Origin of the sequence: Nocardia sp. XZ_19_385 (assembly GCF_015355755.1) — a bacterium.
Taxonomy (GTDB): domain Bacteria; phylum Actinomycetota; class Actinomycetes; order Mycobacteriales; family Mycobacteriaceae; genus Nocardia.
In genome coordinates this window covers 2,261,918-2,286,517 of the sequence record NZ_JACVEE010000002.1, presented here as the reverse complement: position 1 = coordinate 2,286,517, position 24,600 = coordinate 2,261,918, and the positions used below count along the sequence as shown (strand labels likewise).

Below are 24,600 nucleotides of genomic sequence, written 5' to 3'. Positions count from 1 at the left end.
GTAAGTTGTCATTGCAAACCAGGAGGCTTCAGTGCCCAGCCATGCCAGCGCGCGGATCACGAAGGTCCTCGTAGCTAACCGAGGCGAGATCGCCGTGCGCGTGATCCGGGCGGCCAAGGACGCCGGAATCGGCAGCGTCGCGGTCTACGCGGAACCGGACGCCGATGCCCCCTTCGTGAAGCTCGCCGATGAAGCCTTCGCCCTGGGCGGCCAGACCTCGGCCGAGTCGTACCTCGTGTTCGACAAGATCCTCGATGCCGCCGCCAAGTCCGGCGCCGACGCCATCCACCCCGGCTACGGATTCCTCTCCGAGAACGCCGAGTTCGCCCAGGCCGTCATCGACGCCGGGCTGATCTGGATCGGTCCGTCCCCGCAGTCCATTCGCGATCTCGGTGACAAGGTCACCGCCCGCCACATCGCCGAGCGCGCCAGCGCGCCGATGGCCGCGGGCACCAAGGATCCGGTCAAGAACGCCGACGAGGTCGTCGCCTTCGCCAAGGAATACGGCGTGCCGGTCGCGATCAAAGCCGCCTTCGGTGGCGGTGGCCGCGGCATGAAGGTCGCCCACACCATCGAGGAGATCCCCGAGCTGTTCGAGTCCGCCACCCGTGAGGCGATCGCCGCCTTCGGCCGTGGCGAGTGCTTCGTCGAGCAGTACCTGGACAAGGCCCGCCACGTCGAGGCGCAGGTCATCGCCGACAAGCACGGCAACGTGGTGGTCGCCGGCACCCGCGACTGCTCGCTGCAGCGCCGCTTCCAGAAGCTCGTCGAGGAAGCCCCCGCCCCGTTCCTGTCCGACGCGGTGCGTGCCGCGATCCACGAATCCGCCAAGCGGATCTGCCGTGAGGCCGGTTACTACGGCGCCGGCACCGTGGAGTACCTGGTGCAGGGCGAGACGGTGTCCTTCCTCGAGGTGAACACCCGCCTGCAGGTCGAGCACCCGGTCACCGAGGAGACCGCGGGTATCGACCTGGTACGCCAGCAGTTCCGCATCGCCGAGGGCCACGAGCTTTCCATCAAGGAAGATCCCACCCCGCGCGGCCACTCCTTCGAGTTCCGCATCAACGGTGAGGACGCCGGCCGCGGCTTCCTGCCCGCCCCCGGCCCGGTCGCGGTGTACCGCGAGCCGTCCGGCCCCGGTGTCCGCGTGGACTCCGGCGTGGTGCAGGGCAGCGTGATCGGCGGCCAGTTCGACTCCATGCTGGCCAAGCTGATCGTCACCGGCGAGAACCGCGACCAGGCGCTGCAGCGTGCGCGTCGCGCGCTGGCCGAGTTCGAGGTCGACGGTCTCGCCACGGTCATCCCGTTCCACCGGGCCATCGTCTCCGATCCCGCCTTCGTGGGTGACGGCGAGAAGTTCGACGTCTACACCAAGTGGATCGAAAACGAGTGGGTCAACTCCGTCGAGCCGTTCACCCCGGGTGCGGTCGCCGCGGACGAGGACGAGGATCTGCCCCGGCAGAAGGTCGTCGTCGAGGTCGGTGGGCGTCGCGTCGAGGTGTCGCTGCCCGGTAACTTCACCGTCGGTGGCGGTGCCGGCGGCAACGGCGCCGGTGCGATCCGCAAGAAGCCCAAGCCGCGCACCCGTGGCGGCGCCGGCGGCGGTGCGGCCTCCGGTGACGCGGTCACCGCGCCCATGCAGGGCACCGTGGTCAAGGTCGCCGTGGAAGAGGGCCAGTCCGTCGAGGCGGGCGATCTCATCGTGGTGCTCGAGGCGATGAAGATGGAGAACCCGGTTAACGCGCACAAGGCGGGTGTGGTCACCGGCCTGTCCGTGGAGGCGGGCGCCGCGATCACGCAGGGCACGGTTCTGGCAGAGATCAAGTAAGTCATACCGACAACCAGCTAGAGCGGGCGTGGACGTCAAGTCCACGCCCGTTCTTGCGTTTGGGTGGGTAGAGGGACGACAAGACCGCCTCCAGGCTCGACGGTATGGTGGTCCGGTGACCAGCTCCAATGTTGCCGAGGTGATCCGGGGGCGTAGTGCCTCGGGTAGTCGTGCGGACGGGAACCGGCTGGTGCTCGTCATCGAGGGTGGGGGTAGTCGCGGGGTTTTCGCCGGTGGGATGGTGTGTGCGCTGGAGGAGCTCGGGCTCGGGGGGATCTTCGACGCGGTGTACGGCACCTCGGCGGGGGCGCTGAACGGGGCGTGGTTCTTGTCGGGTCGGGTGGTACCGGGGATGCGGACCTGGACCGATCCTGCGATCTTGCGGCGCACCGTGGATTCGGCGCGGATGCTGCGGGGGCGGCCCGCGTTCGATCTGAATTGGCTGGTCGATCAGGTCTACGATGGGATCGAGCCGATGGATTTTCCGGCGATCCTGGACAACCCCACTACTTTTCATCCGATCGCCACGGATATCCGCACGGGCCTCGCGGTGGACCTGCAGCCGTTCATAGTGGACAAACTCTCCTTGCAGACTGCGTTGCGCGCCTCCGCCGGGCTGCCGATCCTCGCTGGTCCGCCTGTCCCGCTGGGTGATTCACACTATTTCGATGGTGGTCTCGCCGAGTCGGTGCCGATCCGTATCGCGGTGCGCGACGGGGCGACGCATGCCCTGGTGCTGCGCACCCGCCGGGTTGACGAACCCCGCCCGCCGGTTTCCGTCCTGCACCAGGTTCTCGGCGGTGGCTACCTTCGACTGCGGGCGCCGGGTGCGTACCGCGCCTGGACCACTCGGCCGGACCAGCAGACCGTCGAGGACGAATTTCTCACCGGGCTCGGACCTACGGCGCTGCAGATCCATCCGCCCGCGGGCTCCCCCGACATCGCCAGCGCCTCGCGTGACACCGATCTACTCACCGCCGCGCTGGAAATCGGTCGTCACGCTGTCCTGGATGCCCTGGCCGAAACCGTCCGCGCCGCCTGATAATCGGCTTGATCCGAGCAGTCCGACGTGCACGCCGGACCGGGGCGCCAACTTCGGACCTATAGCCCAGCCGGACTGCGAAGACCTCCGGCACCCAATGCCGTGGCGCGTGTGGCGACCACCGAACACGCCCTGGAATCAGGACTCGTGAAACCGGCCGTCAGGTCAGAGCGACGGAGGCGCCGCCGGAGAACGGGGAGTCGTGCAGGGCGAGGCGACTCGGGGTGGCGCTGTCCGGAATGTCGAAGACCAGTTTGCCGGTGGCCGACTCGCCCGGTTCCAACTTGATGGTGTTGCGGTGCTTGTTGCCGCCCTGCAAGAAGGTGGCGAGCAGGTGCGGGTCGATCTGGTTTCCGTTGTCGTCGAACAGCTTCTGCCCGAACGGGGTGAACCATTTCGCCTCGTCGGAGATATTACGCACGGTCAGGGTGACGATCAGGAACGAACCGGCGGCTCTCTGCGAGCCGACCTTCCGGACCCCGGATTCGATATTGCCGACCGCGAATTCGAACTTCCCGTCGCGCACGGCGGCACCGGCGGGCGCGACCTCCGGTTCCGGTTCCGGCTGCGGCTCGGGTTCGGGGCTCGGCTCCGAGATCGCGGGCGGGTTGCCCACGGTCGAGCCACTGCTGCCGGAACCGCTGTTGGCGATCAGCGCGAAACAGCCTGCGGCGAAGGCGAACGGGGCCACGAAGATGATCACCAGCGCCCAGATCGTCTTGCGGAGAACACCGCGCTTGCGACGTGGGGCAGGGCGCGGAGGCGGAACGGCGGAGCCCGGTCCGCGTGACGGCCACACCTGGCCGCGCTTACGCACCGCCGCAGACCGCACCGGCTCTACCGGCCGGGCCGCTACGGGAACCAAGGCCGCGGGGCGAACTGGCTGCACAGGACCGATCGGCCGCGAAGGACGCACCTCGACACCCCGGCGCCGCAGATACCAGCGTCGCCGCCCACCTCCGGCTTCGAGCGCTGCCAGCTGGACCGGCGCCGCCCCTGCCATCGTCTGAGCGCGGGTCGGCACCAGGTTGCCCACCAACGTCTGAGCTCGAGTCGGCAGCGGGTTGCCCACCGACGTGTGGCCACGTGCCTGGGCACCGGTTGACGTCTGTGCGCGGGTCAGCGCTGGGCCACCAGCCAACGTCTCAGCGCGAGTCGGTGTGTGCGGGCGGGCCGGAGGCTGGGCGGGCGCCTGAGCACGCGCCGACGTCGGGCTCGATGCGGAGGACGTCTGTGCGCGAGTCGGCGACGGGCCACCAGCCAACGTCTCAGCGCGAGTCGGTGTCTGGCGGCGGACGGGAGTCTGGGCGGGCGCTTGAGCGTGCGTCGGCGTCGGGCTCGATGCGGGGGACGTCTGAGTGCGAGTCGGCGACGGGCCACCTGCCGACGTCTGAGCGCGAGTCGGTGTCTGGGCGGGGGCCGGAGGCTGGGCGCGCGTTTGAGCACGCGTCGGCGACGGGCTGGATACGGGGAGGGCCTTGGTCCCCGAGGGGCCGATTGGGGGCGGCGCGGTGGGCGCCGCGATGATCGGCGCTGCGACGGGCCGGATGGGGGTGCGCTGGACGGTTTCGCGCCTGGTCGGGGGAAGTCCGGGTGCTGGAAGCACTTTCGTCGGATGCGGGCTGCTGTCGCGGGCTGGAGTGAGGGCCGCGGCCGCGGCGGTGGCGAATTCGCCGGCGCTGGCGTACCGGTCGGCTGGGTCCTTGGCCATACCGCGGGCGATGACCTGGTCGAGGGCGGCCGGGATGGCCGTGTTGCGGATGGCCGCGCACGGTGGGGCGGCCATCAGGTGGGCGTGCATCTGCTGGGCCGGGTCGGTGTCGCCGAATGGGCGCGCGCCGGTGAGACATTCGTAGAGGACACAGGCCAGGGAGTACACGTCGGCGCGGGCGTCGCAGGAGGTCCCGGTGAAGCGCTCCGGCGCCATGTAGGCCAGGGTGCCGATCGCCATGCCGGTGGCGGTGACGCCGGACGCACCCAGGCTGCGCGCCAGGCCGAAGTCGATGAGGTAGCTGAAACCGTCCGGGCGCACCAGGATGTTGGACGGCTTGATGTCGCGGTGCACCAGCCCTTGACCGTGTGCGGTGTCCAGCGCGGTGGCGACCTGGCCGACGATGTCGACCGCGGTCCGTACCGGGAGTTCACCGCAGGCCAGGCGGGCCGCGAGATCGGTACCGTCGACGTAGGCCATTTCGATGAACAGGCGGCCGTCGATCGCGCCGTGGGCGTGGATCGGGACGATGTGCGGATCACGCAGCGCCGCCGCGAGTTCGGCTTCGCGCTCGAAGCGGACGCGGTAGGTGGCGTCCCTGGCATGCTCCGCGGCAAGAAGTTTCAAGGCGACGTGATGGCCGGTGCTGGTGGCGGCGAGCCAGACCTCGCCCATGCCGCCCTTGCCGAGCAGCCGTTCCAGCCGATATGGGCCGAATCGAACAGCGCCCATCCGCCACACCTCCCCGTGCTCGATGCAGCCGGTCCGACGGCCCGCCCGGCCTTTCTCGGAGCCTAACCCCGGTAGGTCACAAGAAATAGCACGAACACCTGTGAGCTGGCTGACGTGCGCCGAATCGGCAGGGCGGTCTACTTATTCGGTTTGGGCTTCCCGTTCCCGTGCCCGTTCCCGTTGCCATTGCCGTTCCCGTTGCCATGGCCCGGTTTGTCGGGTTTGTCCTCCACGGGTTTGGGGTTGTTCGGCTGCTCGACCGGCGCCAGCGCAGGCGACCAGATCGCGATCTGGCCGCCGATCTGGGTGCAGGACAGGGCGATCCCCTCGGCGGAGGCGCCGTTGCTGTCATACGCGGGATCACAGGGCTGGCCGATGACCGGGACGACCGGCGCGGTCGACCGCGGCAATACGGTCGGCTCCTGGGTCACCGGCACCGGGGCCGCGACCACCGCCGTTGTCGACAGCGCGGAGGTCACCGCCGGCCGCGGCGCGACCGATGGCGAGGAGCCCGCCGGCGCCGGGGCGCGGAGCACCACCTCCGATGTCGCGGGCGCGGCATCGATTTCGGCGGCCCCGTCGGATCGGTTGGCCGACCACAGCACCGCGCCGGCGATCGCCAGCAGCACGGCAGCGGTACCGGCGAGCAACTGTTCCCGGCGATGCGTGACCGACTGGGGTGCCGCTGGCGCCGGCGACGCGGGTTCGGTGGTCGCCGACGACTTCCCCAGAACATGCACATCCGTCTCGGGAGTTAACAGCCCCGGCCAGGCCAGGCGCTCCTCGTCCGGTGCGCCGGTCGCGACGAACGGTGCGACGGCCGCCGCCAGGCGAGCGGTGGTTTCCGGCGTCGTGGCGCCGACCGCCTCCTGCGCCGCCCGCGCCAGTTCCGCCGCACTGGCGAATCTTTCGTCAGGCTCCTTGGCCATTCCGCGGGTGATGACCTCGTCCAGCGCCTCGGGGACGGCGAGGTTGAAATCCGAGGCCCGCGGCGGCGGCATCCGCAGATGCGCATGCAGCTGCTGGGCCGGATCGGTGTCACCGAAAGGTCTTCGCGCGGTCAGACATTCATAGAGCACACAGGCCAGCGCGTAGACATCGCAGCGGGCGTCACCGCCGCCGGTGAACCGTTCCGGGGCGAGGTAGGCCAGCGTGCCGATGACTCGCCCGGTGCCGGTGATGGCGGTCTGGCCCGAGCGATAGGCGGTGCCGAAATCGATGAGGAAGGCGAACCCATCGCCGTCGACCACGATGTTGGACGGTTTGACGTCGCGATGCACCAGCCCGGTGCGATGCGCGGCATCGAGGGCCGCCGCGGTCTGGGTGACGAGGTCGACAGCAACACCCGGGGTCATCGAACCTTCGCAGGCCAGCAGTGTCGCCACATCCGCCCCGACGATCAGCTCCATATCGATGAACAGCCGGTCGTCGAGTTCACCGAACCGGTGGATCGGCACCACATGCGGGTTGCGCAACGCGGCGGCCGCGCGGGCCTCCCGCTCGAACCGCTGCCGATATTTCGCATCGCAGCTCAGTTCCGGCGCCAGAATCTTCAGTGCCACAAGACGTTCGGTCTCGGTGTCATGAGCCAGCCACACCTGCCCGGTGCCGCCCCGCCCCAATGGACGCTGCAGCAGATACGGGCCGAAGGACATGTCCCCCATGACGAACTCCTCGCGCTTACCTCTCACGGAGGAGCTACCCGCTCGCTCGTATTCCAAGCTCGAGACCGGGAATCTACCGACATTCATTCGGTTCTACCCCCGGTTTGGTGGACATAGTCGATCCCCGGGAGCGTTAGCCTTTGTCTATGAGCGAGGTTCCCGAAGTCCGCATCGGCACCGCCGAACGCGAGCAGGCGATGCAGCGGCTGTCCGACCATTTCGCGGCCGGGCGGCTCAGCGTGGCGGAATTCGACGAGCGCAGCGCCGTGGTCGCGGCCGCGCTCACCCGCGGTGACCTGGAACCGGTCTTCGCCGACCTCCCACCCGACCAGGTCAGCCTGGCCAAGACGCCCGCCAAGCAGAAGTCCGGTTTCCTCGACGACTGGCCGGAACGAGTCATGGCCGCCATCCCGATCATCGCCGTCATCCTCTTCTTCGCCACCGGCAGCTGGCTGTGGTTCCTGGCCATCCCGCTCTGTGGCGCCCTACTGATCGGCAAACGACGCAGCGAGGACAACGACTGATGGAACCCATCGAAATCAACGCCGGCAACTGGTATCTCCGCGCCCTGCGCGCCGACGAACGCATCGACGACCGCCCCGCCCTCGCCGCCGGCGGCATCACCGACCCCGACTACGTCACCCGCCGAGCCACCCAGTGGGACAACGAAATCCACTACTCCTGGGCCGTCTGCGAACCCACCACCGCCGAAATGGTCGCCGAAATCGGCGTCACCCCCACCGCCGACGGCGAAGCCGAACTCACCGGCTGGGCCCGCGAAGGCTACGACGCGGCCCTCGAAGCCGGCCTGACCACAGTCCGCCGCTTCGCCGAGGGAGCCTTGGGCTTGCGGATAGCATGAGGTCATGGCGATTCCGCACACCGAGCGGCCCGATCTCCCGGAGTATCTGACCTGGGAGCAGTTGGAGCGGCTTCCGGAGGAGATCGCCGAACAAATCGAACTCTGGGATGGACGTGTGGTGTGGCTCCGGCGCGGCCCCGGTGAGCATCAAACTTTCACTCGCCGACTGACCAACGAGCTCGAGCGGGCTGCGCGGAAGTCGATGGCGACCGAACCGGAACAGTGCTGGAGGGTCAACCTCGAGACGAATGTCTTCATGAGCCCCACCGGAAAGTCGAACTTCCTGACGCCGGACTTCGTCGTCCATCGGTGCCTTGATGGTCCGTACCAGGACCTGCGCGCCTCGGATGTCGTACTGGTCGGAGAAGTCCTGTCCCCCTCCAACACTCAATCCGATCTGGAAGCCAAGAAAGGCCGATACGCGAGCGTCGGGATTCCCTGGTACTGGGAGGTTTCGCTGGATCGCGACAGCAGCGCGATCGCGATGGTCCGGGCTTACGCGCTCGAAGTCGAGCACGGCCGCCTGACCGAGGGGGTTCGCCCGCTACGTCCGGCGAACTATCTCGCAGTGCGCGAGTGGACGCCCGCCGATCCCGGGGGAATCGAATTCGATTTCCCGTTCCCGATCACCATCCCCTGGACCGACCTCGAGTTCTGACCCGATCAGCGCATGACTCCCGTGTGCCCGGTGGAGTAGCGGCCGGGCTGGGGCCAGATGGTGAGGCCGTGGGCGCCGGTGCCGACGGGGATGCGGGCCAGCAGGTTCCAGTTGGCGATGTCGATGGCGTAGACCTCGCCGTGGTGGCGGCCGGAGACCCAGAAGACGTTGCCGTCAGCGGAGATGTTGCCCATGTCGGGGCTGCCGCCGCCGGGGATGAACCATTTGTGGACCAGTTCGTTGCGGGCGAAATCCCAGACGGAGATGCTGCCTTCGTGGCGGTTGGTGATGAGCATCTGCTTGGAATCGCGGGTGACGTAGAGGCCGTGGGCGCCGTGGCCGGTGGGGATGAAGCCCTTGCTCTCGAAGGTCAGGGCATCGAAGGTGTAGAGGCCGTTGGCTGTCATGTCGGCGACGAAGAAGGTCAGGCCGTCCGGGGACAGTTTCACGTCCTGCGGTTTGTCGGAGCGGCTGGGCAGGTCGATGGTCTTGACCACCGCGCGGGCGGCGACGTCCAGAACCAGCATGCGGCCGATGAATTCGCAGCTGGCCAGGGCGAAGCGGCCATCGGCGGTGAAGTCCATGTGATCGACGCCCGCGCAGTCCGGGACTGCGACAGCGTGCTTCTTCTCCCAGGTGCGCGGGTCGTAGAAGTCCAGTGACTTGTCGGCTTCGGCGACGACGAGCGCGTACTGGCCGTCGGGTGTGTAGTACATGTTGTAGGGGTCGCGGACCGGGAACGGCTCGCCCGGCTTGCCGGTGCGCGGGTCGATCGGGAGCAGGCTGCCGCTGCCGAGGGGCAGGTCGTTGGTGACGTAGAGCGTCTGCATGTCGTAGGAGGGCACGACGTGCTGGGGTTCGTCGCCGCCCGCGGAGAAGGTGTCGATCACCTGGAAGGTCGCCGGGTCGATCACCGACACCGTGTCCGATTCGCTATTGGGCACATAGACCAGCGTCCGGTGGTCCGCCACCGACGGATGCAGCTCACGGTTGGCGGCGTACACGTCGGTCGGTGACAGCGGCGGCGGCATGCCCGGCAACAGATTGGCGATGTGCGCGGGCGGTGCAGCGCTGCTAGCAACCGTCGAGCGCGTGGCATCGGCGGCCGAGCCCGAGGCACCGGCGCACCCGCTCGCGACAACCAGCGCGACTACCGGGCAGAGGATCATAGCTGCACTACGTCGGTTCACGCGCGGCACCGGACGTGGGTGCGGTAAGGACGGGACGCCATGGGTGCGAAGCGTAATGGCGGAGTCCAGATTTCAGACTCCGCCATTCCGGGCAAATATCAAGCAATTGGCCTTAGATCGCGGACAACACCCGATCCAACGCGTCCACCGCGGCGTCCAGTTCGGCGACACTCACGGTGAGCGGCGGCCGGAACCGAACACCACGCTCGCCCGTACCGAGGATCAGCAGATGCTCGCGTTCGCGCAGCGCGGTCAGGAGTTCGTCGCGCAATTCCGCCGACACCAGCGTGATCGCGCACATCAGCCCGCGCCCGCGCGGTTCACTGACCCGCGGATGTGCCGCCGCCAGCTCCTCCAGCCGGCGCAGCAGGTGCGCGCCGAGCTCTCGCGACCGCTCGATCAGCCGATCCTGTTCCAGCACTTCGAGAATGCGGCGGGTGCGCACCATATCGGTGAGGTTGCCGCCCCAGGTGGAGTTGAGCCGGGAACTGACCGCGAACACGTTGTCGGCCACCTCGTCGACGCGACCACCGGCCATGACGCCGCACACCTGGGTCTTCTTGCCGAACGCGATGACATCCGGTTCCAGCCCCAATTGCTGGTAGGCCCAGGTGGTTCCGGTCATCCCGACCCCGGTCTGCACCTCGTCGAGAATGAACAGCGCGTCGTTCTCGTGACACAGCTCCTGCATCGCGCGCAGGAATTCCGGCCGCATGTGCCGATCGCCACCCTCGCCCTGGATCGGCTCGGCGATGAAACAGGCTATGTCGTGCGGGTTTTCGGCGAACGCCCGCCGTGCCTGCTCCAGCGCCTGCGTTTCGGCCAGTTCGACCTCGCGACCGGCGGTCAGGTACGGGGTGTCGATGCGCGGCCAGTCGAACTTCGGGAATCGTGCTGTCTTCACCGGGTCGGTGTTGGTCAGCGACATGGTGTAGCCGGTGCGCCCATGGAACGCGCCTGTCAGATGCAGCACCTTGGTGCCGAGTTCCGCTGAGCGGCCATGGCTTTCGTTGTGCCGGCTCTTCCAGTCGAAGGCGATCTTGAGCGCGTTCTCCACCGCCAGTCCGCCGCCGTCGATGAAGAACAGGTGCGGCAGCCGCGGATCACCCAGCACGCGCGCGAAAGTGTCCACGAAGCGGGCCATTTCGACGGTGTAGATGTCGGAGTTGCTCGGTTTGTTCAGCGCGGCGGTGGTCAGTTCGGCGCGGAACTCGGCATCGTCGGCCAGGGCCGGATGGTTCATGCCGAGCGCGTTCGAGGCGAAGAAGCCGAACATGTCCAGATAGGTGGTGCCGTCACGTTCGTCGACCAGGCGGCAGCCGCGCGAATTCGCCAGATCGAGCACCAGGTCGAAGCCGTCGGCGAGGATATGCGCCGACAAGATCTCATGTACCCGGGTAGCGGGGGTGACCGCACCTCGGGTTTGCTCCAGTTCGAGGGTCACACCGGTAGGGTACGTAAAAAATCCGTCAGGATCTACAACATTTCGGATTAATTACCGTAAACCGCTACCTGTCGTAGAATGTCTGCAGAATGATGGTGCTTCGAGTTCTGACGTTGGCGGTCGCCCTGATCTCCTGCAGCAGCTGCTCCAAGTGCCGCGGTGAGGCCACCCGCACCAGCAACACGTAGCTCTCGTCGCCCGCGACGGAGTGGCAAGCCTCGATCCCCGGGATATGTTGCAGGACGGCAGGCGCGTCATCGGGCTGCGACGGGTCGAGAGGAGTGATCGCCACAAATGCCGAGAGCAACTGGCCCAGTGCTTCCGGATCGACGTGCGCGCTGTAACCGCGAATCACTCCGCGCGCCTCCAGCCGTCGCACCCGCGACTGCACCGCGGACACCGACAGACTGGCCTTCTCGGCCAGGTTCGACAGAGTGGCCCGGCCATCGGCCATCAGTTCACGAATCAGCAGTCGATCAGTGTCATCGAGTACGGGTCTTGCCGGTGTATCCGCCATCAGGGAAGGCTAACCCGGCGGACGCGACTCGGGGCACGAAAAGGCGACTGCGCGACAGAAGGCTACAGCGGAGCAAACGATGACAAACACCATCGGTGACCAGCTCACCAAGGAACTGACCGAGCGCGCGGCGACGCTGCTGCGTGGATTCGGTGCCGAAATCCCCTCCCCCGGAGAGTTGTCCGCGCGCACGCCGATCACCGGCGGCACGCTACTGACCTTGCCAGCCGACTCCACGGCTGCCGTCGACAACGCAATCAGCCGCGCCGCCAACGCTTTTCAGTCCTGGCGCACAGTGCCTGCGCCCGCGCGGGCGGCCCTGGTGCGCCGGCTCGCCGAGCTCCTGAGCGAGCACAAGACCGAACTCGGGGACCTGGTCACGCTGGAGGCGGGCAAGATCGGGCCCGAAGCCGTCGGTGAAGTGCAGGAAATGATCGACATCTGCGAGTTCGCCATCGGTTTGTCGCGTCAGCTCTACGGCTACACGATGCCCTCGGAGCGCCCGGGCCACCGGCTGATGGAAACCTGGCATCCGCTCGGCGTGGTCGGCGTGATCTCGGCATTCAACTTCCCGGTCGCGGTATGGGCCTGGAACACCGCATTGGCGCTGGTCTGTGGCGATACCGTGGTCTGGAAGCCCTCGGAGACGACCCCGCTCACCGCGCTCGCCTGTCACACCCTGCTGCGCCGGGCCGCCGCCGATGTCGGCGTGGATCCCGAAGTGCACCAACTGATTCAGGGCGGCGCCGAGGTGGGCGCCCGGCTGGTCGACGACGAGCGGGTAGCGCTGGTGAGCGCGACCGGCTCGGTACGCATGGGCAAGATCGTGGCCCCGCGGGTGGCGGCGCGCTTCGGACGGTGCCTACTCGAGCTCGGTGGCAACAATGCGGCGATCGTCACGCCCTCGGCCGATCTGGAGCTCGCGGCGCGCGGCATCGTGTTCTCCGCGGCGGGCACGGCCGGGCAGCGGTGCACCACGCTGCGGCGCCTGATCGTGCACGCCGATGTGGCGGGCCCGCTGCTGGACCGCATCGCGAAGGCGTATGACCAACTGCGCGTGGGCAATCCACTCGACGACGGCGTACTCGTCGGGCCGCTGATCAACCAGCAGTCCTACGACGGCATGCGTGCCGCGCTGGACCGCGCCCTGGCCGACGGCGGCGAATTGATCTGCGGCGGTACACGAGTCGACGACTTCGGCGAGGACGCGTTCTACGTGCGCCCGGCCGTCGTCCGCATGCCCGCGCAGACCGCGGTCGTCCGCGAGGAGACCTTCGCCCCCATCCTCTACGTCCTCACCTACCAGGACCTCGACCACGCCATCGAGCTACACAACGGTGTGCCGCAAGGCCTTTCGTCCTCCATCTTCACCGCCGACCAACGCGAGGCGGAACGCTTCCTGGCCGCGGACGGTTCGGACTGCGGCATCGCCAACGTCAATATCGGCACCTCGGGCGCGGAGATCGGCGGCGCCTTCGGCGGCGAGAAGCAAACCGGCGGCGGCCGCGAATCCGGCTCGGACTCCTGGAAGGCCTACATGCGCCGAGCCACCAACACGATCAACTACTCCGCCGATCTCCCCCTGGCCCAAGGCATCCAGTTCGGCTGAAACCCCTCCCGACCAGGCGATTAGGCACTCCCCCCACCCCCTGTGTAAGGTTGTGAATACCCAACGCGGGGTGGAGCAGCTCGGTAGCTCGCTGGGCTCATAACCCAGAGGTCGCAGGTTCAAATCCTGTCCCCGCTACTACGAAAAAGGCCCGGAACCATTGGTTCCGGGCCTTTTTCATTCCGTCGATCAGCGGGCCGCGGTGACCAGTTCGGCACAGCGTTCGCCGACGAGCATTACGGTGATGTTCGGGTTCACTGTGGTGTGGGCGGGGAAGACCGATGCGTCGGCGACGCGTAGGGCGGTGATGCCCTTTACGCGCAGTTCCGGGTCCAGGGGGCTCATCGGGTCGTCGGGTGCGCCCATTCGGACCGTTCCGACCGGGTGGTAGACGGTGTTGTGGGTGCGGCGGATGTAGTCGGCGAGTTCGAGGTCGGTTTGGGCATTCGGGCCCGGGTACAGTTCGCGGGCTACCCAAGCGGACAATGGTGCGGCTGAGGCTATTTCGCGGGCCTTGCGGAGTCCGGCGATCATTACGCGGAGGTCGTGGCCCTCGGGGTCGGTGAAGTAGCGGGGGTCGACACGGGGCTTGTCGCGGAAGTCGCGGGAGCGCAGCCGGACGGTGCCGCGGGAACGGGCCTGGGTGACATTCGGGGTGAGACAGAAGGTGTTCTCCGAGGTCGGGTAGCCCTGGCGCAGCGTGTGCATGTCGAAGGGCACGCTGCCGTAGTGCATCATCAGGTCCGGCCGGTCGAGGCCGTCGACGGTCGTGGTGAAGATTCCGGCCTCCCACCATTGCGTCGAGGTGCGCACCATCGGCCGGGTCGTCTCGAAACCGATGAGGCCCTCCGGATGGTCCTGTAGGTGCGCGCCGACGCCGGGTGAGTCGGCGAGCACGTCGATTCCGTTCTCGCGCAGGTGTTCCGCCGGTCCGATGCCCGAAAGCATGAGCAGCTTCGGTGAGTCGATGGCGCCGGCGGAGACGATGACCTCGCGGCCGGCCGAGATGCGGGTGGTGCGGCCGAAGGCGTTGTCGGTGATGTCGACGCCGACGGCGCGGCCGTTCTCGATGACGATCCGCTTGGCCCAGGAGCCGGTTCGGATCGTGAGGTTCGGCCGGTCCAGAATCGGGTGCAGGTAGCTCACCGAGGAGGAGGCGCGGGTGCCGTCGGCGCGCCGGTTGATCTGGAAGAAGTTGGCGCCGTTGACAACTGTTTGCCCCGAATTGAACTCGACTCGTGGAATACCAACGGCCGCACAGGCATCCAGCAGGGCGACGCCGCACGGGTCGTCCGGCGGCACCGTCATGATGTGGACGGGTCCGCTGCGGCCGTGGTGATCCCCGGGGGCGTCGTTGGTTTCGATCCGGGGGTACAGCCGATACACCGAGTCCGAACCCCAACCGGTGCAGCCGTGGTCGCGCTCCCAGGAGTCCAGGTCCTCGCGCGGCGCCCAGAACGCGATGCAGCTGTTGTGCGAGGAGCAGCCGCCGAGCACCTTCGCGCGGGCGTGCCGCATGAAGGAGTTGCCGTTCTCCTGCGGTTCGATGGGATAGTCCCAGTCGTAACCCGATTCGAGCAGCTCCATCCAGCGGTCCAGCCGCAGGATGGCGTCATCGCCGACATCGGACGGTCCGGCCTCGAGCAGGCAGACCGTCACCGACGGGTCCTCCGACAACCGCGCCGCGACAGCCGCGCCCGCGGAACCGCCGCCCACGACCACATAGTCGTACTCGTTCACTTCCGCTCCCCTCGCTCGGCGAACCAGCCGGTCACGCCCGGCCGGAGGTTCTCGTAGACGTGCTTGGCCTCGCGGTACTCGTGCAGCCCGGACGGACCGAGTTCGCGCCCGACGCCGGAGTGGCCGAATCCGCCCCATTCGGCCTGCGGCAGATAGGGCCCGAAATCGTTGACCCACACCGTGCCGTGCCGCAGCTTGGCGGCAACGCGGCGGGCGCGGGCGGCGTCGCCGGACCACACCCCACCGGCGAGGCCGTACTCGGTGTCGTTGGCGATGGCGACGGCCTCGTCCTCGGTCGTGAACGTCTCGACGGTGACGGTCGGCCCGAACGCCTCGTCGTGCACGCACGCCATATCCCTTGTGGCGCCGTCGATCACGGTCGGCGGGTAGAACCAGCCGTCGTCGAGGCTGCCGGAACCCTGGTCCCCCGTGGCGAAGGCGCCGCCGGTGCGGATGACGGCGCCCTCGGCGCGCGCCTGCTCGACGTAGGCGTGCACCTTGTCCCGGTGGGCGGCGGAGATGAGCGGACCGGTCTCGGTGCCCGCGGCGAACGGCAGCCCGAGCCGGATCTGCTCGGCCCGCCGCACCAGCTCGTCGACGAAACGGTCGTGCACCGAGGCTTCGATGACGAGTCGCGCACCGGCCGAGCACACCTGGCCGGAGTGCAGGAACGCCGCGTTCAGGGCATTATCGACCGCGGCAGCCAGCCGTTCGCCGGTGTCGCAGGCATCGGCGAAGATGACATTGGGGTTCTTGCCGCCGAGCTCGAGGGCCACCTTCTTGACGGTCGCCGCCGCCTCGCGGGCAATGACTTTGCCGGTGGCCAGGCCGCCGGTGAAGGAGACGAGGTCGACGTCCGGATGCGCCGACAGCGGAGCGCCGGCGGTGGCGCCCGCGCCGAGCACCAGGTTGGCCACGCCCGGCGCCACGCCGAGGTCGTCCAGTACCGACAGCAGCAGGATCGCGGTGTGAGGTGTCAGCTCCGCCGGTTTGAGCACGAACGTATTACCCGCCGCCAGCGCCGGCGCGATCTTCCAAGCCGCCTGCAGCAGTGGGTAATTCCACGGCGTGATGAGCCCGCACACCCCGACCGGCTCGTACACGATCCGGGAGTCGATGTCCGGTGAGCCGGCGTCGACGACGCGGCCGCCGTCCTCGGCCGCCAGCTTGCCGAAATACCGGAAGCAGTTCGCGATGTCGGACATGTCGATGTCCGACTCATAGGGCCGCTTTCCGGTGTCGAGGGTCTCGGCGCGGACGAACTCGTCGCGGCGCGCCTCGATCCCGTCGGCGACCCGCAGCAGCAGGTCGCCGCGCTCCGCCGCCGAAGTTTGCCGCCAGGAGCCGCTGTCGAAGGCCCGGCGGGCGGCGGCGATGGCCGCCTCGGTGTCGGCGGTCCCCGCCTCGGCGACCACCCCAACAACGGAATTATCTGCTGGGCAGCGGATTTCGCGGGTCTCACCGGATAGGGCGGCGCGCCAAGCGCCGTCGATGTACAAAGTCTCACTCATGCCTGGATGTCCCTTCAGAATTGCCGTCGGCGCTCGGTTTCGACTCGTGGTGTTCGGTCGCCGAGCGGCGCAGGTGCAGATATCCGAGATGGCGTTCGTATTGGTCGAGGATGTCGCCGATGACCTGCTCGCGGCTGTAGCCATTGAGCGAATAGCCCTGCGAACCCTCCGTCAGATACACCTCGCAGCGGAAGTAGCGGTCGGCGGAGCGTTGCGACAGCACCGCGTAGGTCGGTGTCGGCGCCGAGACCGGCCAAACGCAGTACTCGAACCCGGGCTCGGTCGCCTGGTCGACGAGCAGCCGTGGCGACGGTATGTCCTCGTGGCGGGCGGACTCGTCGACGGTCGCGTTGACACCCGCGCGCGCGAACTCCGCGGCGACCTCGTGCATGGCCGGAACGACGGTGTTCGCGACGAACTTTCGCGTCGACACCGCTCCCGGGTACTGGATGGTGGCGAGCAATCGGCGGCGCCAACTGCCCAGCTCCGACGGCCCGCGCCCGACCGCGATCGCCTTCGGCAGCGTCGTGCGATAGCTGTCGAGCTTGAAGGACTCGTTGCGCACCGCCCGCAGCAGCGCGATACCGATCAGGGCGAGGATGAACGAGAACGGCAGCCCCATGATGATGGTGGCGTTCTGCAGGGTCTTGATCGACCCGCTCGCCCCGGCGAACAGCATCGACAGTGTCAGCAGGCCGATCGCCGCCGACCAGAAGATGCGCACGCCGCGTGTGCAGTCGGCCATCGGGTCGGCCAGCTTCGAGGTGAAGTTACCCATGACCAGCGAACCCGAGTCGGCGCTCGTGACGTAGAACAGCAGGCCGGTGAAGGTCGCGATACCGAGCAGCAGCGTCGCGCCCGGGTACTGCTCGAGCAGCGAATAGAACCCGACCTCGGCCTGCGCGGCCGTGGTTTCGGCAAATGCGGTGTCGTCCCGGGCGAGTTCCAGCGCGCTGTTGCCGAAGACCGAGATCCACACCACGACGAAACTGAACGGCACGACGAGCACGCCGAAGATGAACTGCCGCAGGGTACGGCCGCGGGAGATGCGCGCGAGGAACAACCCGACGAACGGCGCCCACGCCACCCACCACGCCCAGAAGAACAGTGTCCAGGAGTCCATCCACGTGCTCGGTGCGTTGGCGGTCTCCGGATTGCGGTCCCACGCGAAGGTGTCCAGCGTCCGGTCGAAGAACGTCGAGAGGTAGTCACCGATGTTCTGGGTGAGCCCGTTGAGCAGGAAATCCGTGTGCCCTGTCACCAGGATGTAGACCAGCAGGACGATCGCCATGATCACGTTCAACTCCGACAGGAGCCGAATACCCTTGTCGACGCCCGTTGTCGCCGAGATCGTCGTGATGGCGACCGACAGTGCGATCAGGCCTATCTGCGCGGCCTTGCCCTGGGGGACCCCGAACATCTCGTGCAGGCCGTAGTTGAGCTGCACGATGCCGATGCCGAGCGAGGTCGCGATGCCGAAGATGGTGCCGAGCACCGCGGCGATGTCGATGGCATCGCCCCAGCGTCCTTCCACCCGCTTGCCGAAGATCGGGTAGAGCGCCGCGCGGATGGTGAGCGGCAGATTGTGCCGGAAGGCGAAGTAGGCCAGCGCCCCGCCCATCAGCGCGTACATCGCCCAGCCGGTGATGCCGTAGTGGAAGATCGTCCAGGTCGTGGCCTCGCGGGCCGTCGCGTTGGTCCCGGCCGGCCCGGTGGGCGGGTGCAGGTAGTTGTAGACGGGTTCGGCGACCGAGAAGAACATCAGGTCGATGCCGATACCGGCGGCGAAAAGCATTGCCGTCCACGAGAAGAGGCTGTATTCGGGGCGGGATTCGTCCGGGCCCAGCCGGTAGCTCCCGTATTTGCTGGCACCGAGGAATACGACGAGACCGACGAGGACGGTGCCGAGAATGAAGTACCACCAGCCGAACCAGGTGGAGATGAAGGTTTTGACCTCACCGACCACCGACTCGGCGCTGGTGGGCGAGGCAAGCGCCCAGATCGCGAAGGCCAGCACGATTCCGGCGGAGGCGAGGAACACCGGTTTGTTGACCGACCCGCGGCTCGCCTCGGGGTGCGACGTGCCGACGGTTTCCCCTGGTCCGCCGCTGTCGGCGGACCCGGTTCCTGATGGCCTGACTCCGGTCGGCTCATTCATTCGACGAACGATAACCCGCTGAACAATGTTTGCGGCCCGTTAGCCCAGTGCCGGGCGTGTGTCGCTCGGCCGCTTCGGGTCCGGACGAATTTCGCCGAGTTAGTAGCGCAAGTGAACTTACTTGCCTACGCTCATCGCATGACGGAGTGGCAGCCAACGGCGTGCATCCTGTGTGAGTGCAACTGCGGCATTCAGGTGCTGCTCGGGGCAGATGGGCGCTCCTTCGAGAAAATTCGCGGCGACAAGCTGCATCCGGCGTCCGCGGGTTACACCTGCAACAAGGCGCTGCGGCTCGATCACTATCAGAACGGGCGCACCGGGCGGGTGACCACGCCGCTGCGCCGCCGGGCCGATGGCGAGTTCGAGGAAATCGATTGGGAGACAGCGATCTCCGAGATCACCGCGCGGATGCAGGAGATCGGGCTGCGCTACGGCGGTGAATCGATCTTCTATTACGGCGGTGGCGGGCAGGGGAATCACCTGGGTGGCGCGTACGCACCGGCGACGATGGCGGCCTTCGGGATGCGGTATCGGTCCAGCGCGCTGGCGCAGGAGAAGACCGGTGACTTCTGGGTCGGGGCGCGGATGGCGGGGCACCCGATCCGGGCCGATGTCGAGCATGCCGAGGTGGCGTTCTTCATCGGCAAGAATCCCTATCAGTCGCACGGGTTTCCGCGGGCGCGAACGGTGTTGAAGGAGATCGCCCGCGATCCCGGACGGTCGATGATCGTGCTGGATCCGGTGCGCACCGAGACCGCGGAACTCGCCGACTTCCACCTGCAACTGCGGCCCGGGACCGACGTGTACCTGCTGTCGGCGATGGCCGCGATCCTGGTGCGCGACAACCTGATCGACGAACCGTGGCTGGCCGAACACGCCGACGGCGTCGCGGCGGTGCTCGCGGTCCTACGAGCGGTGCCGATCGAAAAGTACTGCGCCATCGCCGATGTCGACCTGGACCTGGTGACACGAGCGACCCGGCGGCTGGCCGAGGCGGCGTCCGTGGCGGCGCTCGAGGATCTCGGCGTGCAGATGAACCGGTACTCCACGGTGGTCAGCTACGTCGAGAAGCTGGTCTGGCTGCTGACCGGGAACCTGGGCAAACCCGGTACCCAGTACGCGTTCACCGGGTTGGCCGCGCTCGGCCACGATCGCGGGCATCCCGCGGGCGAAGGGCCGCGCAGTCCGGTCGCGGGCGCGCCGATCATCAGCGGTCTGGTGCCGTGCAACGTGATCACCGAGGAGATCCTCACCGATCACCCCGCCCGCTATCGGGCGATGTTCATCGAAAGCAGCAATCCCGTGCATTCCCTGGCGGATTCGGCGCGGATGCGCGCGGCACTGGAAGCGCTGGAACTGGTGGTGGTCGTCGACGTGGCGATGACCGAAACGGCGCGCCTGGCCGACTACGTGCTGCCGGTGCCCACCCAGTTCGAGAAGTACGAGGCCACCTTCTTCAATTTCGACTTCCCGCGCAACATCTTCCATCTGCGGCATCCGGTGCTGCCCGCACCGGCGGGCGTGCTCGCCGAACCGGAAATCCACGCCCGCCTGGTCGAGGCCGCCGGCGTGCTCACCGAGGCCGACTACGTGCCGCTGCGGGCCGCGCTCGCCCAGGGCCGGGAGGCCTTCGCCATGGCTTTCCTCGGCATCCTCGCCGACCCGAGCAAGTCGAAACTCGTTCCGGTGCTGCTGTATCGGACGCTGGGACCGACCCTGCCGGACGGCGCCGCGGCGGCCGCACTGCTGTGGGCGGCGGCCTACAACTGCGTGCGCAAGTTCCCGGACAGTGTCGAACGAGCCGGGTACGGCACCGGATTGGCGGCCGGTGAGCGCCTTTTCGACGCCATCCTGGCCGGTAAGCACGGCATCGTGATCACCGAGGACGACTACGAGGTGACCTGGAGCAGGTTGCGCGGCAACAAGATCCAGCTCCATCTCGAGGACCTGCTGCAGGTCGTGGCGACCCTGCCCGAGCCGTCCGACGAGCCCGGTGAGTGGCCGTTCGTACTCTCGGCGGGCGAACGCCGCGCGTTCACGGCCAACACCATCGTCCGCGATCCGGCTTGGCGGAAGCGGGACAGCGCCGGGACACTGCGCATGAGTAGTTCCGACGCCGAGCGTCTGGGCTTGGATCCGGGTGACCTGGTCCGCGTCACCACCCGCCGCGGCAGCACCGAGGTCCCGGTGGAACCCACCGACCGTATGCGCCCGGGGCACCTGTCGCTGCCGAACGGTTTCGGCCTCTCGGTCACCGACCCCGACGGCGTCACCGTCACCACCGGTGTCGCCCCCAATGAACTGACCGAATTCGACTCCCGCGACGAATGGGTCGGCACCCCGTGGCACAAGTACGTGCCCGCCCGCCTGGATACCGTTGGCGCATGAAACGCACGACTTTCGCCGACTGGCCGTGCACCGTGGCCCGCACGGTCGATCTCATCGGCGATTGGTGGACACCGCTGGTGCTGCGGGAGGCCTTTTACGGAGCGCGCCGCTTCGAGGAGTTCGAGCGCGTGCTCGGCCTCAGCCGGAATGTGCTGACCCAGCGCCTGACCCGCCTCACCGAGGAGGGTCTGCTGGAACGGGTCCGGTACCAGGACCGTCCGCCGCGCCACGAGTACCGCTTGACCGACAAGGGCCGTGACTTCTTCCCGGTCATCGCCGCCATGATGCGCTGGGGTGACCGCTGGCTGGCTCCGGACGGTCCCCCGATCGTGCTGCACCACGACACCTGCGATCACGACACCCACGCCGAGGTGGTCTGCGCCCACTGCCGTGAGCCGTTGCGTCATCCGGAGATGTCGGCCCGGCTGGGTCCCGGCTTTCCGGACCGGCTGCATGAACGCGCGCTCGCCCTCGGTCGATTCGACGACCCGGCCGCACCGCGTGACCTCGAATGAGGCTTGCCGCACTGGGGCCAGCCCAGTGCGGAAGATGTTGCAGCTGTGAACTTTCAATGATTAAGTTTGCTGGAACCACTGGTTAGTGGGCGCGTATGCCCGGGAGTAGGCAAGACATTCGGTGATCGGCAGTAGATTCCCCCGCATATCCCCGGCGCACCTCAGCCGGACCGTTGGCGTCCGTACCCGGCTGCTCGCGATCGTGCTGATTCCGAGCATCGCGCTGCTGGCCACCGGTATCGGCGGCGCCGTCTACCTGGTGCGCGACGGCCAGAAGGCGAACGACTGGGCTGAGCTGGCGGACGCGACGGGCAAGCCGGTGGCCCTGATGGTGCAGGCCTTTCAGGAAGAGCGCCGAATCTCGTTGCTGCACCTGGCCGGTGACGGCACCGCGGTGGCGCATCTGCCGGCCGCCCGCAAGCAGTCCGACGTGGCGCTGGCGGCGGTGCACGAGGGCGCGGTCGCGGCACGCAAACTGCGCCCCGACACCAAGGACGAGCTCGACGACTACCGCAAGCTCTTCGACAAACTGACACAGCTACGCGGCGGCATCGACGCCCGGATGGTCCCCACCGCCCTGGCCTTCGATGCCTTCAACAAGGTCATCGACACCGTTTCGCTGGTGGTACTGCTCGCCGCGGACATCGCGCCCGACGCGAAAGTCGCGGTGGAACTCTACAAATCGACGCACTTGCTGCGGGCCGCGGAATCGCTCTCCCGCATCACCAGCCTCGGTTCGGTGGCGCTGCTCACCGAACAGCTGCCCGCCGCCCAGATCCCCGAGCTGGCCCGCTACATCGGCGACGCCCGCGGCGAGGTCTCCTACCTCAGCTCGGTCCTAACCGGCGCGCGGCAGGAGGAGCTGAAGCAGCTCGTCGCCAGCACCGAATGGCAGCGCAACGTCGCGATGGAGAACGCGCTCGTGCAGCGCGGCCCGGTGGCGCCCAAGAGCAATACCACCACGCGCACCAGCAGAACCGAGCCCGCGGCACTTCCCATGGACGTCACCGAATGGCAGCAGGTGGCGGGCCATGTCCGCGGCGGACTGCTCAAGGTGTGGGTCGACCAGACGACCGACGCCCAGACCGCCGCGCAAGAGCTCGGCGCCCGACTCGCCAAGCGATCCATGCTCGGTGGGGCCGCGGTGCTCGCTGTCACCCTGATCGCATTCCTCGCGGCCTTGCTGCTGGCCAATCGATTCGTCGGCCGGATGAAACGACTACGCCGCGACACCCTGGAACTGGCCGACGAGCGACTACCGGAGACCATCCGCCAGCTCAGCAGCGGTCAAGAGCTCGACGCGGTCGACGAGCTCGCGAAACTGGATTACGGCGCCGACGAAATCGGCCAGGTCGCCGATGCTTTCAACCGTGCGCATCACGCCGCCGTCTCGGCCGCGGTCGCCGAATCGAAGACCCGCGCGGGCGTGAACGCGGTGTTCCTCAATATCGCGCATCGCAGCCAGGTGGTCGTGCATCGCCAGCTGGTGCTGCTCGACAAGGCCGAGCGGGAGGAAGAGGACCCGCAGCGCCTGGATCTGCTGTTCCAGCTCGATCACCTCGCCACCCGGTCCCGGCGCAACGCCGAAAACCTGATCATCCTCGGCGGCGAACAGCCCGGCCGGAAATGGCGCAACCCGGTGCCGCTGGTCGACGTGATCCGCGGCGCGGTCGCCGAAAGCTTGGACTACACCCGGATCGATATCGGTCAGCTGCCGCAGACCCAGATCACCGGCAGCGCCGTGGCCGACATGATCCATCTGCTCGCCGAGCTGGCCGACAACGCCACCGCCTACTCGCCGCCGGAAGCCAAGGTGGAGATCACCGGCAATCTGGTCGGCAAGGGCGTCGCGGTCGAGATCTCCGATCAGGGTCTGGGCATGTCCGTCGAGGAGTTCGGCGAACGCAACACGCTGCTGGCCAACCCGCCGGACTTCAGCGTCGCGGCGCTGTCCAGCGATGCCCGTCTCGGCCTGTTCGTGGTCGCGAAACTCGCTTCACGGCACGGTATTTCGGTGCGGTTGGCGGAATCCGACTACGGCGGCGTGAAAGCGATCGTGCTGATCCCGGTGGCACTGACCACCAGTGAGCTGGAGCCAGGTCCGAGCGCGAGCCGTCCGGCGTTGACCGGCGGCGCCGAGTACGCGCTCACCGGCCAGGTCGCCGCCGTCGGGAAGTCCGGCAGCTTCGACGCGTTCGGTACGGGTGGAGTGATCGGCGGGGCCGAGCTCCCGGCCCGGACCAGCGGGCTCGTCCGCTCGGAGGCCTACGGCCAGAGCGCAGCGAGCTCCGGCGAAGGTCCGGGCACGGGGCAGCTCCCGAGCTTCGGCCCGCGCGAGTCCGCCGGTCTCGACCTGCCCGCGATCTCGAATCCGGCGGAAACCACTGGGCGCCACCAAAAGCCGGATCTGCCGCGGCGGCGCCGCACCACCGCCGGCCCCGCCGAATCCACTCCGGCCCTGCCCGAGCCCCCGCCGACGCCGCGCCAGCGCTCGGCCGAGGAAGCGCGAAACCTGATGTCGGCCATCGAGAACGGCACCAAGCAGGGTCGCTTGAACCGGGTCGATTCCGACCAGACTCCCAGCAATCCCGATCTCCACGAAGGGCGGTGGTGACGATTTCCGTGTCACGTAATCTCGACTGGCTGCTCGACGATCTCTTACAGCGGCTGCCCGATGTCCGCGACGCCGTTGTGCTGTCCACCGACGGGCTGCTGCTCGGCAAGAGCAGCCCGATGGACCGTTCGGATGCCGAGCGCTTCTGCGCGATGGCGTCCACGCTGCACGGCGTGGCCCGCAGTGCCGGAACGCATTTCGACGCGGGCGGCGTCTGCCAGACCGTGGTGGAGCTGGACCGGGCCGTGCTGTTCATCACCGCCGCGGGCGCCAACGCCTGCCTTGCGGTGCTGACCTCGGAGACAGCGAATCTCGGTATGGTTGCTTACGAGATGAACCAGACCGTGCAGCGGGTCGGCAGCCACCTCTCGGTGGACCCCAGACCCCAAGCTCTCGATCAAGTGGGTTAGAGGCAGT

General features: G+C 67.8%; 18 protein-coding genes and 1 tRNA gene. 11 read left to right on the top strand and 8 right to left on the bottom strand.

The genetic code is table 11. The features are described 5' to 3' along the window. Positions 1–31 precede the first annotated feature (31 nt). Together IBX22_RS23045 and IBX22_RS23040 are read left to right on the top strand one after the other, a co-directional pair. Positions 32–1,828, top strand: coding sequence for an acetyl/propionyl/methylcrotonyl-CoA carboxylase subunit alpha (locus tag IBX22_RS23045; protein ID WP_194817565.1), 1,797 nt, complete (start codon positions 32–34; stop codon positions 1,826–1,828). A 115-nt stretch (positions 1,829–1,943) separates the two neighbouring features. After that, positions 1,944–2,870 carry a patatin family protein gene (locus tag IBX22_RS23040; protein WP_194817564.1) on the top strand — a complete coding sequence of 309 codons (927 nt, stop codon included), beginning with the start codon at positions 1,944–1,946 and terminating at the stop codon, positions 2,868–2,870. Positions 2,871–3,030: 160 nt separating this feature from the next. Here IBX22_RS23040 and IBX22_RS23035 read toward each other — a convergent pair whose 3' ends face one another. Beyond that, on the bottom strand, positions 3,031–5,313 hold the full coding sequence (locus IBX22_RS23035) for a protein kinase (RefSeq protein WP_194817563.1): 2,283 nt from the start codon (positions 5,311–5,313) through the stop codon (positions 3,031–3,033). A gap of 137 nt (positions 5,314–5,450) precedes the next feature. Beyond that, positions 5,451–6,977 carry a serine/threonine-protein kinase gene (locus IBX22_RS23030; RefSeq protein ID WP_194817562.1) on the bottom strand — a complete coding sequence of 509 codons (1,527 nt, stop codon included), beginning with the start codon at positions 6,975–6,977 and terminating at the stop codon, positions 5,451–5,453. Positions 6,978–7,123: 146 nt separating this feature from the next. Between IBX22_RS23030 and IBX22_RS23025 the strand changes: the two genes are divergently transcribed. The 3 genes from IBX22_RS23025 to IBX22_RS23015 are packed head-to-tail and all read left to right on the top strand — an operon-like array spanning position 7,124 to position 8,497. Beyond that, a complete protein-coding gene (locus IBX22_RS23025) occupies positions 7,124–7,501 on the top strand; it encodes a DUF1707 domain-containing protein (RefSeq protein ID WP_194817561.1) in 378 nt (125 codons plus the stop codon). After that, positions 7,501–7,839, top strand: coding sequence for a hypothetical protein (locus IBX22_RS23020; RefSeq protein ID WP_194817560.1), 339 nt, complete (start codon positions 7,501–7,503; stop codon positions 7,837–7,839). The genes IBX22_RS23025 and IBX22_RS23020 overlap by 1 nt, the downstream gene beginning before the upstream one ends. Positions 7,840–7,843: 4 nt before the next feature. Next, a complete protein-coding gene (locus tag IBX22_RS23015) occupies positions 7,844–8,497 on the top strand; it encodes a Uma2 family endonuclease (RefSeq protein WP_194817559.1) in 654 nt (217 codons plus the stop codon). Between the two features lie 5 nt (positions 8,498–8,502). Here the strand turns inward: IBX22_RS23015 and IBX22_RS23010 are convergent, their stop codons facing one another. From IBX22_RS23010 to IBX22_RS23000, 3 genes are all read right to left on the bottom strand, one after another. Beyond that, positions 8,503–9,687, bottom strand: coding sequence for a hypothetical protein (locus IBX22_RS23010; RefSeq protein ID WP_309234740.1), 1,185 nt, complete (start codon positions 9,685–9,687; stop codon positions 8,503–8,505). Positions 9,688–9,799: 112 nt separating this feature from the next. Further along, the gene (gene lat / locus IBX22_RS23005) at positions 9,800–11,131 is read right to left on the bottom strand and encodes an L-lysine 6-transaminase (protein WP_194817558.1); all 1,332 of its coding nucleotides are present in this window, start codon (positions 11,129–11,131) and stop codon (positions 9,800–9,802) included. Positions 11,132–11,195: 64 nt separating this feature from the next. Then, the gene (locus tag IBX22_RS23000) at positions 11,196–11,648 is read right to left on the bottom strand and encodes an Lrp/AsnC family transcriptional regulator (RefSeq protein ID WP_194817557.1); all 453 of its coding nucleotides are present in this window, start codon (positions 11,646–11,648) and stop codon (positions 11,196–11,198) included. Positions 11,649–11,727: 79 nt separating this feature from the next. Between IBX22_RS23000 and IBX22_RS22995 the strand changes: the two genes are divergently transcribed. Beyond that, positions 11,728–13,257 (top strand): aldehyde dehydrogenase family protein, encoded by a 1,530-nt coding sequence (locus tag IBX22_RS22995; protein WP_194817556.1) that lies wholly within the window; start codon positions 11,728–11,730, stop codon positions 13,255–13,257. 64 nt (positions 13,258–13,321) lie between these two features. Further along, positions 13,322–13,395: transfer RNA gene (locus IBX22_RS22990), tRNA-Met, on the top strand. A gap of 51 nt (positions 13,396–13,446) precedes the next feature. Here IBX22_RS22990 and IBX22_RS22985 read toward each other — a convergent pair. Genes IBX22_RS22985 through betT form a run of 3 tightly spaced genes read right to left on the bottom strand, consistent with a single transcriptional unit; the run spans position 13,447 to position 18,666 of the window. Then, entirely contained in the window at positions 13,447–14,997 is a 1,551-nt protein-coding gene (locus tag IBX22_RS22985; protein WP_309234739.1) for a GMC family oxidoreductase N-terminal domain-containing protein, read from the bottom strand. Beyond that, positions 14,994–16,508 carry an aldehyde dehydrogenase family protein gene (locus IBX22_RS37550; protein ID WP_228538922.1) on the bottom strand — a complete coding sequence of 505 codons (1,515 nt, stop codon included), beginning with the start codon at positions 16,506–16,508 and terminating at the stop codon, positions 14,994–14,996. The genes IBX22_RS22985 and IBX22_RS37550 overlap by 4 nt, the downstream gene beginning before the upstream one ends. Beyond that, entirely contained in the window at positions 16,501–18,666 is a 2,166-nt protein-coding gene (gene betT, locus IBX22_RS22980) for a choline BCCT transporter BetT (protein ID WP_194817554.1), read from the bottom strand. The genes IBX22_RS37550 and betT overlap by 8 nt, the downstream gene beginning before the upstream one ends. A gap of 138 nt (positions 18,667–18,804) precedes the next feature. Between betT and IBX22_RS22975 the strand changes: the two genes are divergently transcribed. The 4 genes from IBX22_RS22975 to IBX22_RS22960 all read left to right on the top strand — a co-directional run bounded on the left by IBX22_RS22975 (position 18,805) and on the right by IBX22_RS22960 (position 24,593). Beyond that, on the top strand, positions 18,805–21,054 hold the full coding sequence (locus IBX22_RS22975; RefSeq protein WP_194817553.1) for a molybdopterin-dependent oxidoreductase: 2,250 nt from the start codon (positions 18,805–18,807) through the stop codon (positions 21,052–21,054). After that, positions 21,051–21,569: a helix-turn-helix domain-containing protein gene (locus tag IBX22_RS22970; protein WP_194817552.1), complete on the top strand. Its 519-nt coding sequence runs from the start codon at positions 21,051–21,053 to the stop codon at positions 21,567–21,569. The genes IBX22_RS22975 and IBX22_RS22970 overlap by 4 nt, the downstream gene beginning before the upstream one ends. A 121-nt stretch (positions 21,570–21,690) precedes the next feature. After that, positions 21,691–24,183 (top strand): nitrate- and nitrite sensing domain-containing protein, encoded by a 2,493-nt coding sequence (locus tag IBX22_RS22965; RefSeq protein ID WP_309234738.1) that lies wholly within the window; start codon positions 21,691–21,693, stop codon positions 24,181–24,183. After that, entirely contained in the window at positions 24,180–24,593 is a 414-nt protein-coding gene (locus IBX22_RS22960) for a roadblock/LC7 domain-containing protein (RefSeq protein WP_194817551.1), read from the top strand. Before IBX22_RS22965 ends, IBX22_RS22960 begins: the two co-directional genes overlap by 4 nt. The last annotated feature ends 7 nt before the right edge of the window (positions 24,594–24,600 follow it).

Bases quoted from the DNA above. Each gene is read 5' to 3' on its own strand.
- IBX22_RS23035 (WP_194817563.1), bottom strand. From the start codon at position 5,313: ATGGGCGCTGTTCGATTCGGCCCATATCGGCTGGAACGGCTGCTCGGC.
- IBX22_RS23030 (WP_194817562.1), bottom strand. From the start codon at position 6,977: ATGGGGGACATGTCCTTCGGCCCGTATCTGCTGCAGCGTCCATTGGGG.
- IBX22_RS23025 (WP_194817561.1), top strand. From the start codon at position 7,124: ATGAGCGAGGTTCCCGAAGTCCGCATCGGCACCGCCGAACGCGAGCAG.
- IBX22_RS23020 (WP_194817560.1), top strand. From the start codon at position 7,501: ATGGAACCCATCGAAATCAACGCCGGCAACTGGTATCTCCGCGCCCTG.
- IBX22_RS23015 (WP_194817559.1), top strand. From the start codon at position 7,844: ATGGCGATTCCGCACACCGAGCGGCCCGATCTCCCGGAGTATCTGACC.
- IBX22_RS23000 (WP_194817557.1), bottom strand. From the start codon at position 11,648: ATGGCGGATACACCGGCAAGACCCGTACTCGATGACACTGATCGACTG.
- IBX22_RS22995 (WP_194817556.1), top strand. From the start codon at position 11,728: ATGACAAACACCATCGGTGACCAGCTCACCAAGGAACTGACCGAGCGC.
- IBX22_RS37550 (WP_228538922.1), bottom strand. From the start codon at position 16,508: ATGAGTGAGACTTTGTACATCGACGGCGCTTGGCGCGCCGCCCTATCC.
- betT (WP_194817554.1), bottom strand. From the start codon at position 18,666: ATGAATGAGCCGACCGGAGTCAGGCCATCAGGAACCGGGTCCGCCGAC.
- IBX22_RS22975 (WP_194817553.1), top strand. From the start codon at position 18,805: ATGACGGAGTGGCAGCCAACGGCGTGCATCCTGTGTGAGTGCAACTGC.
- IBX22_RS22970 (WP_194817552.1), top strand. From the start codon at position 21,051: ATGAAACGCACGACTTTCGCCGACTGGCCGTGCACCGTGGCCCGCACG.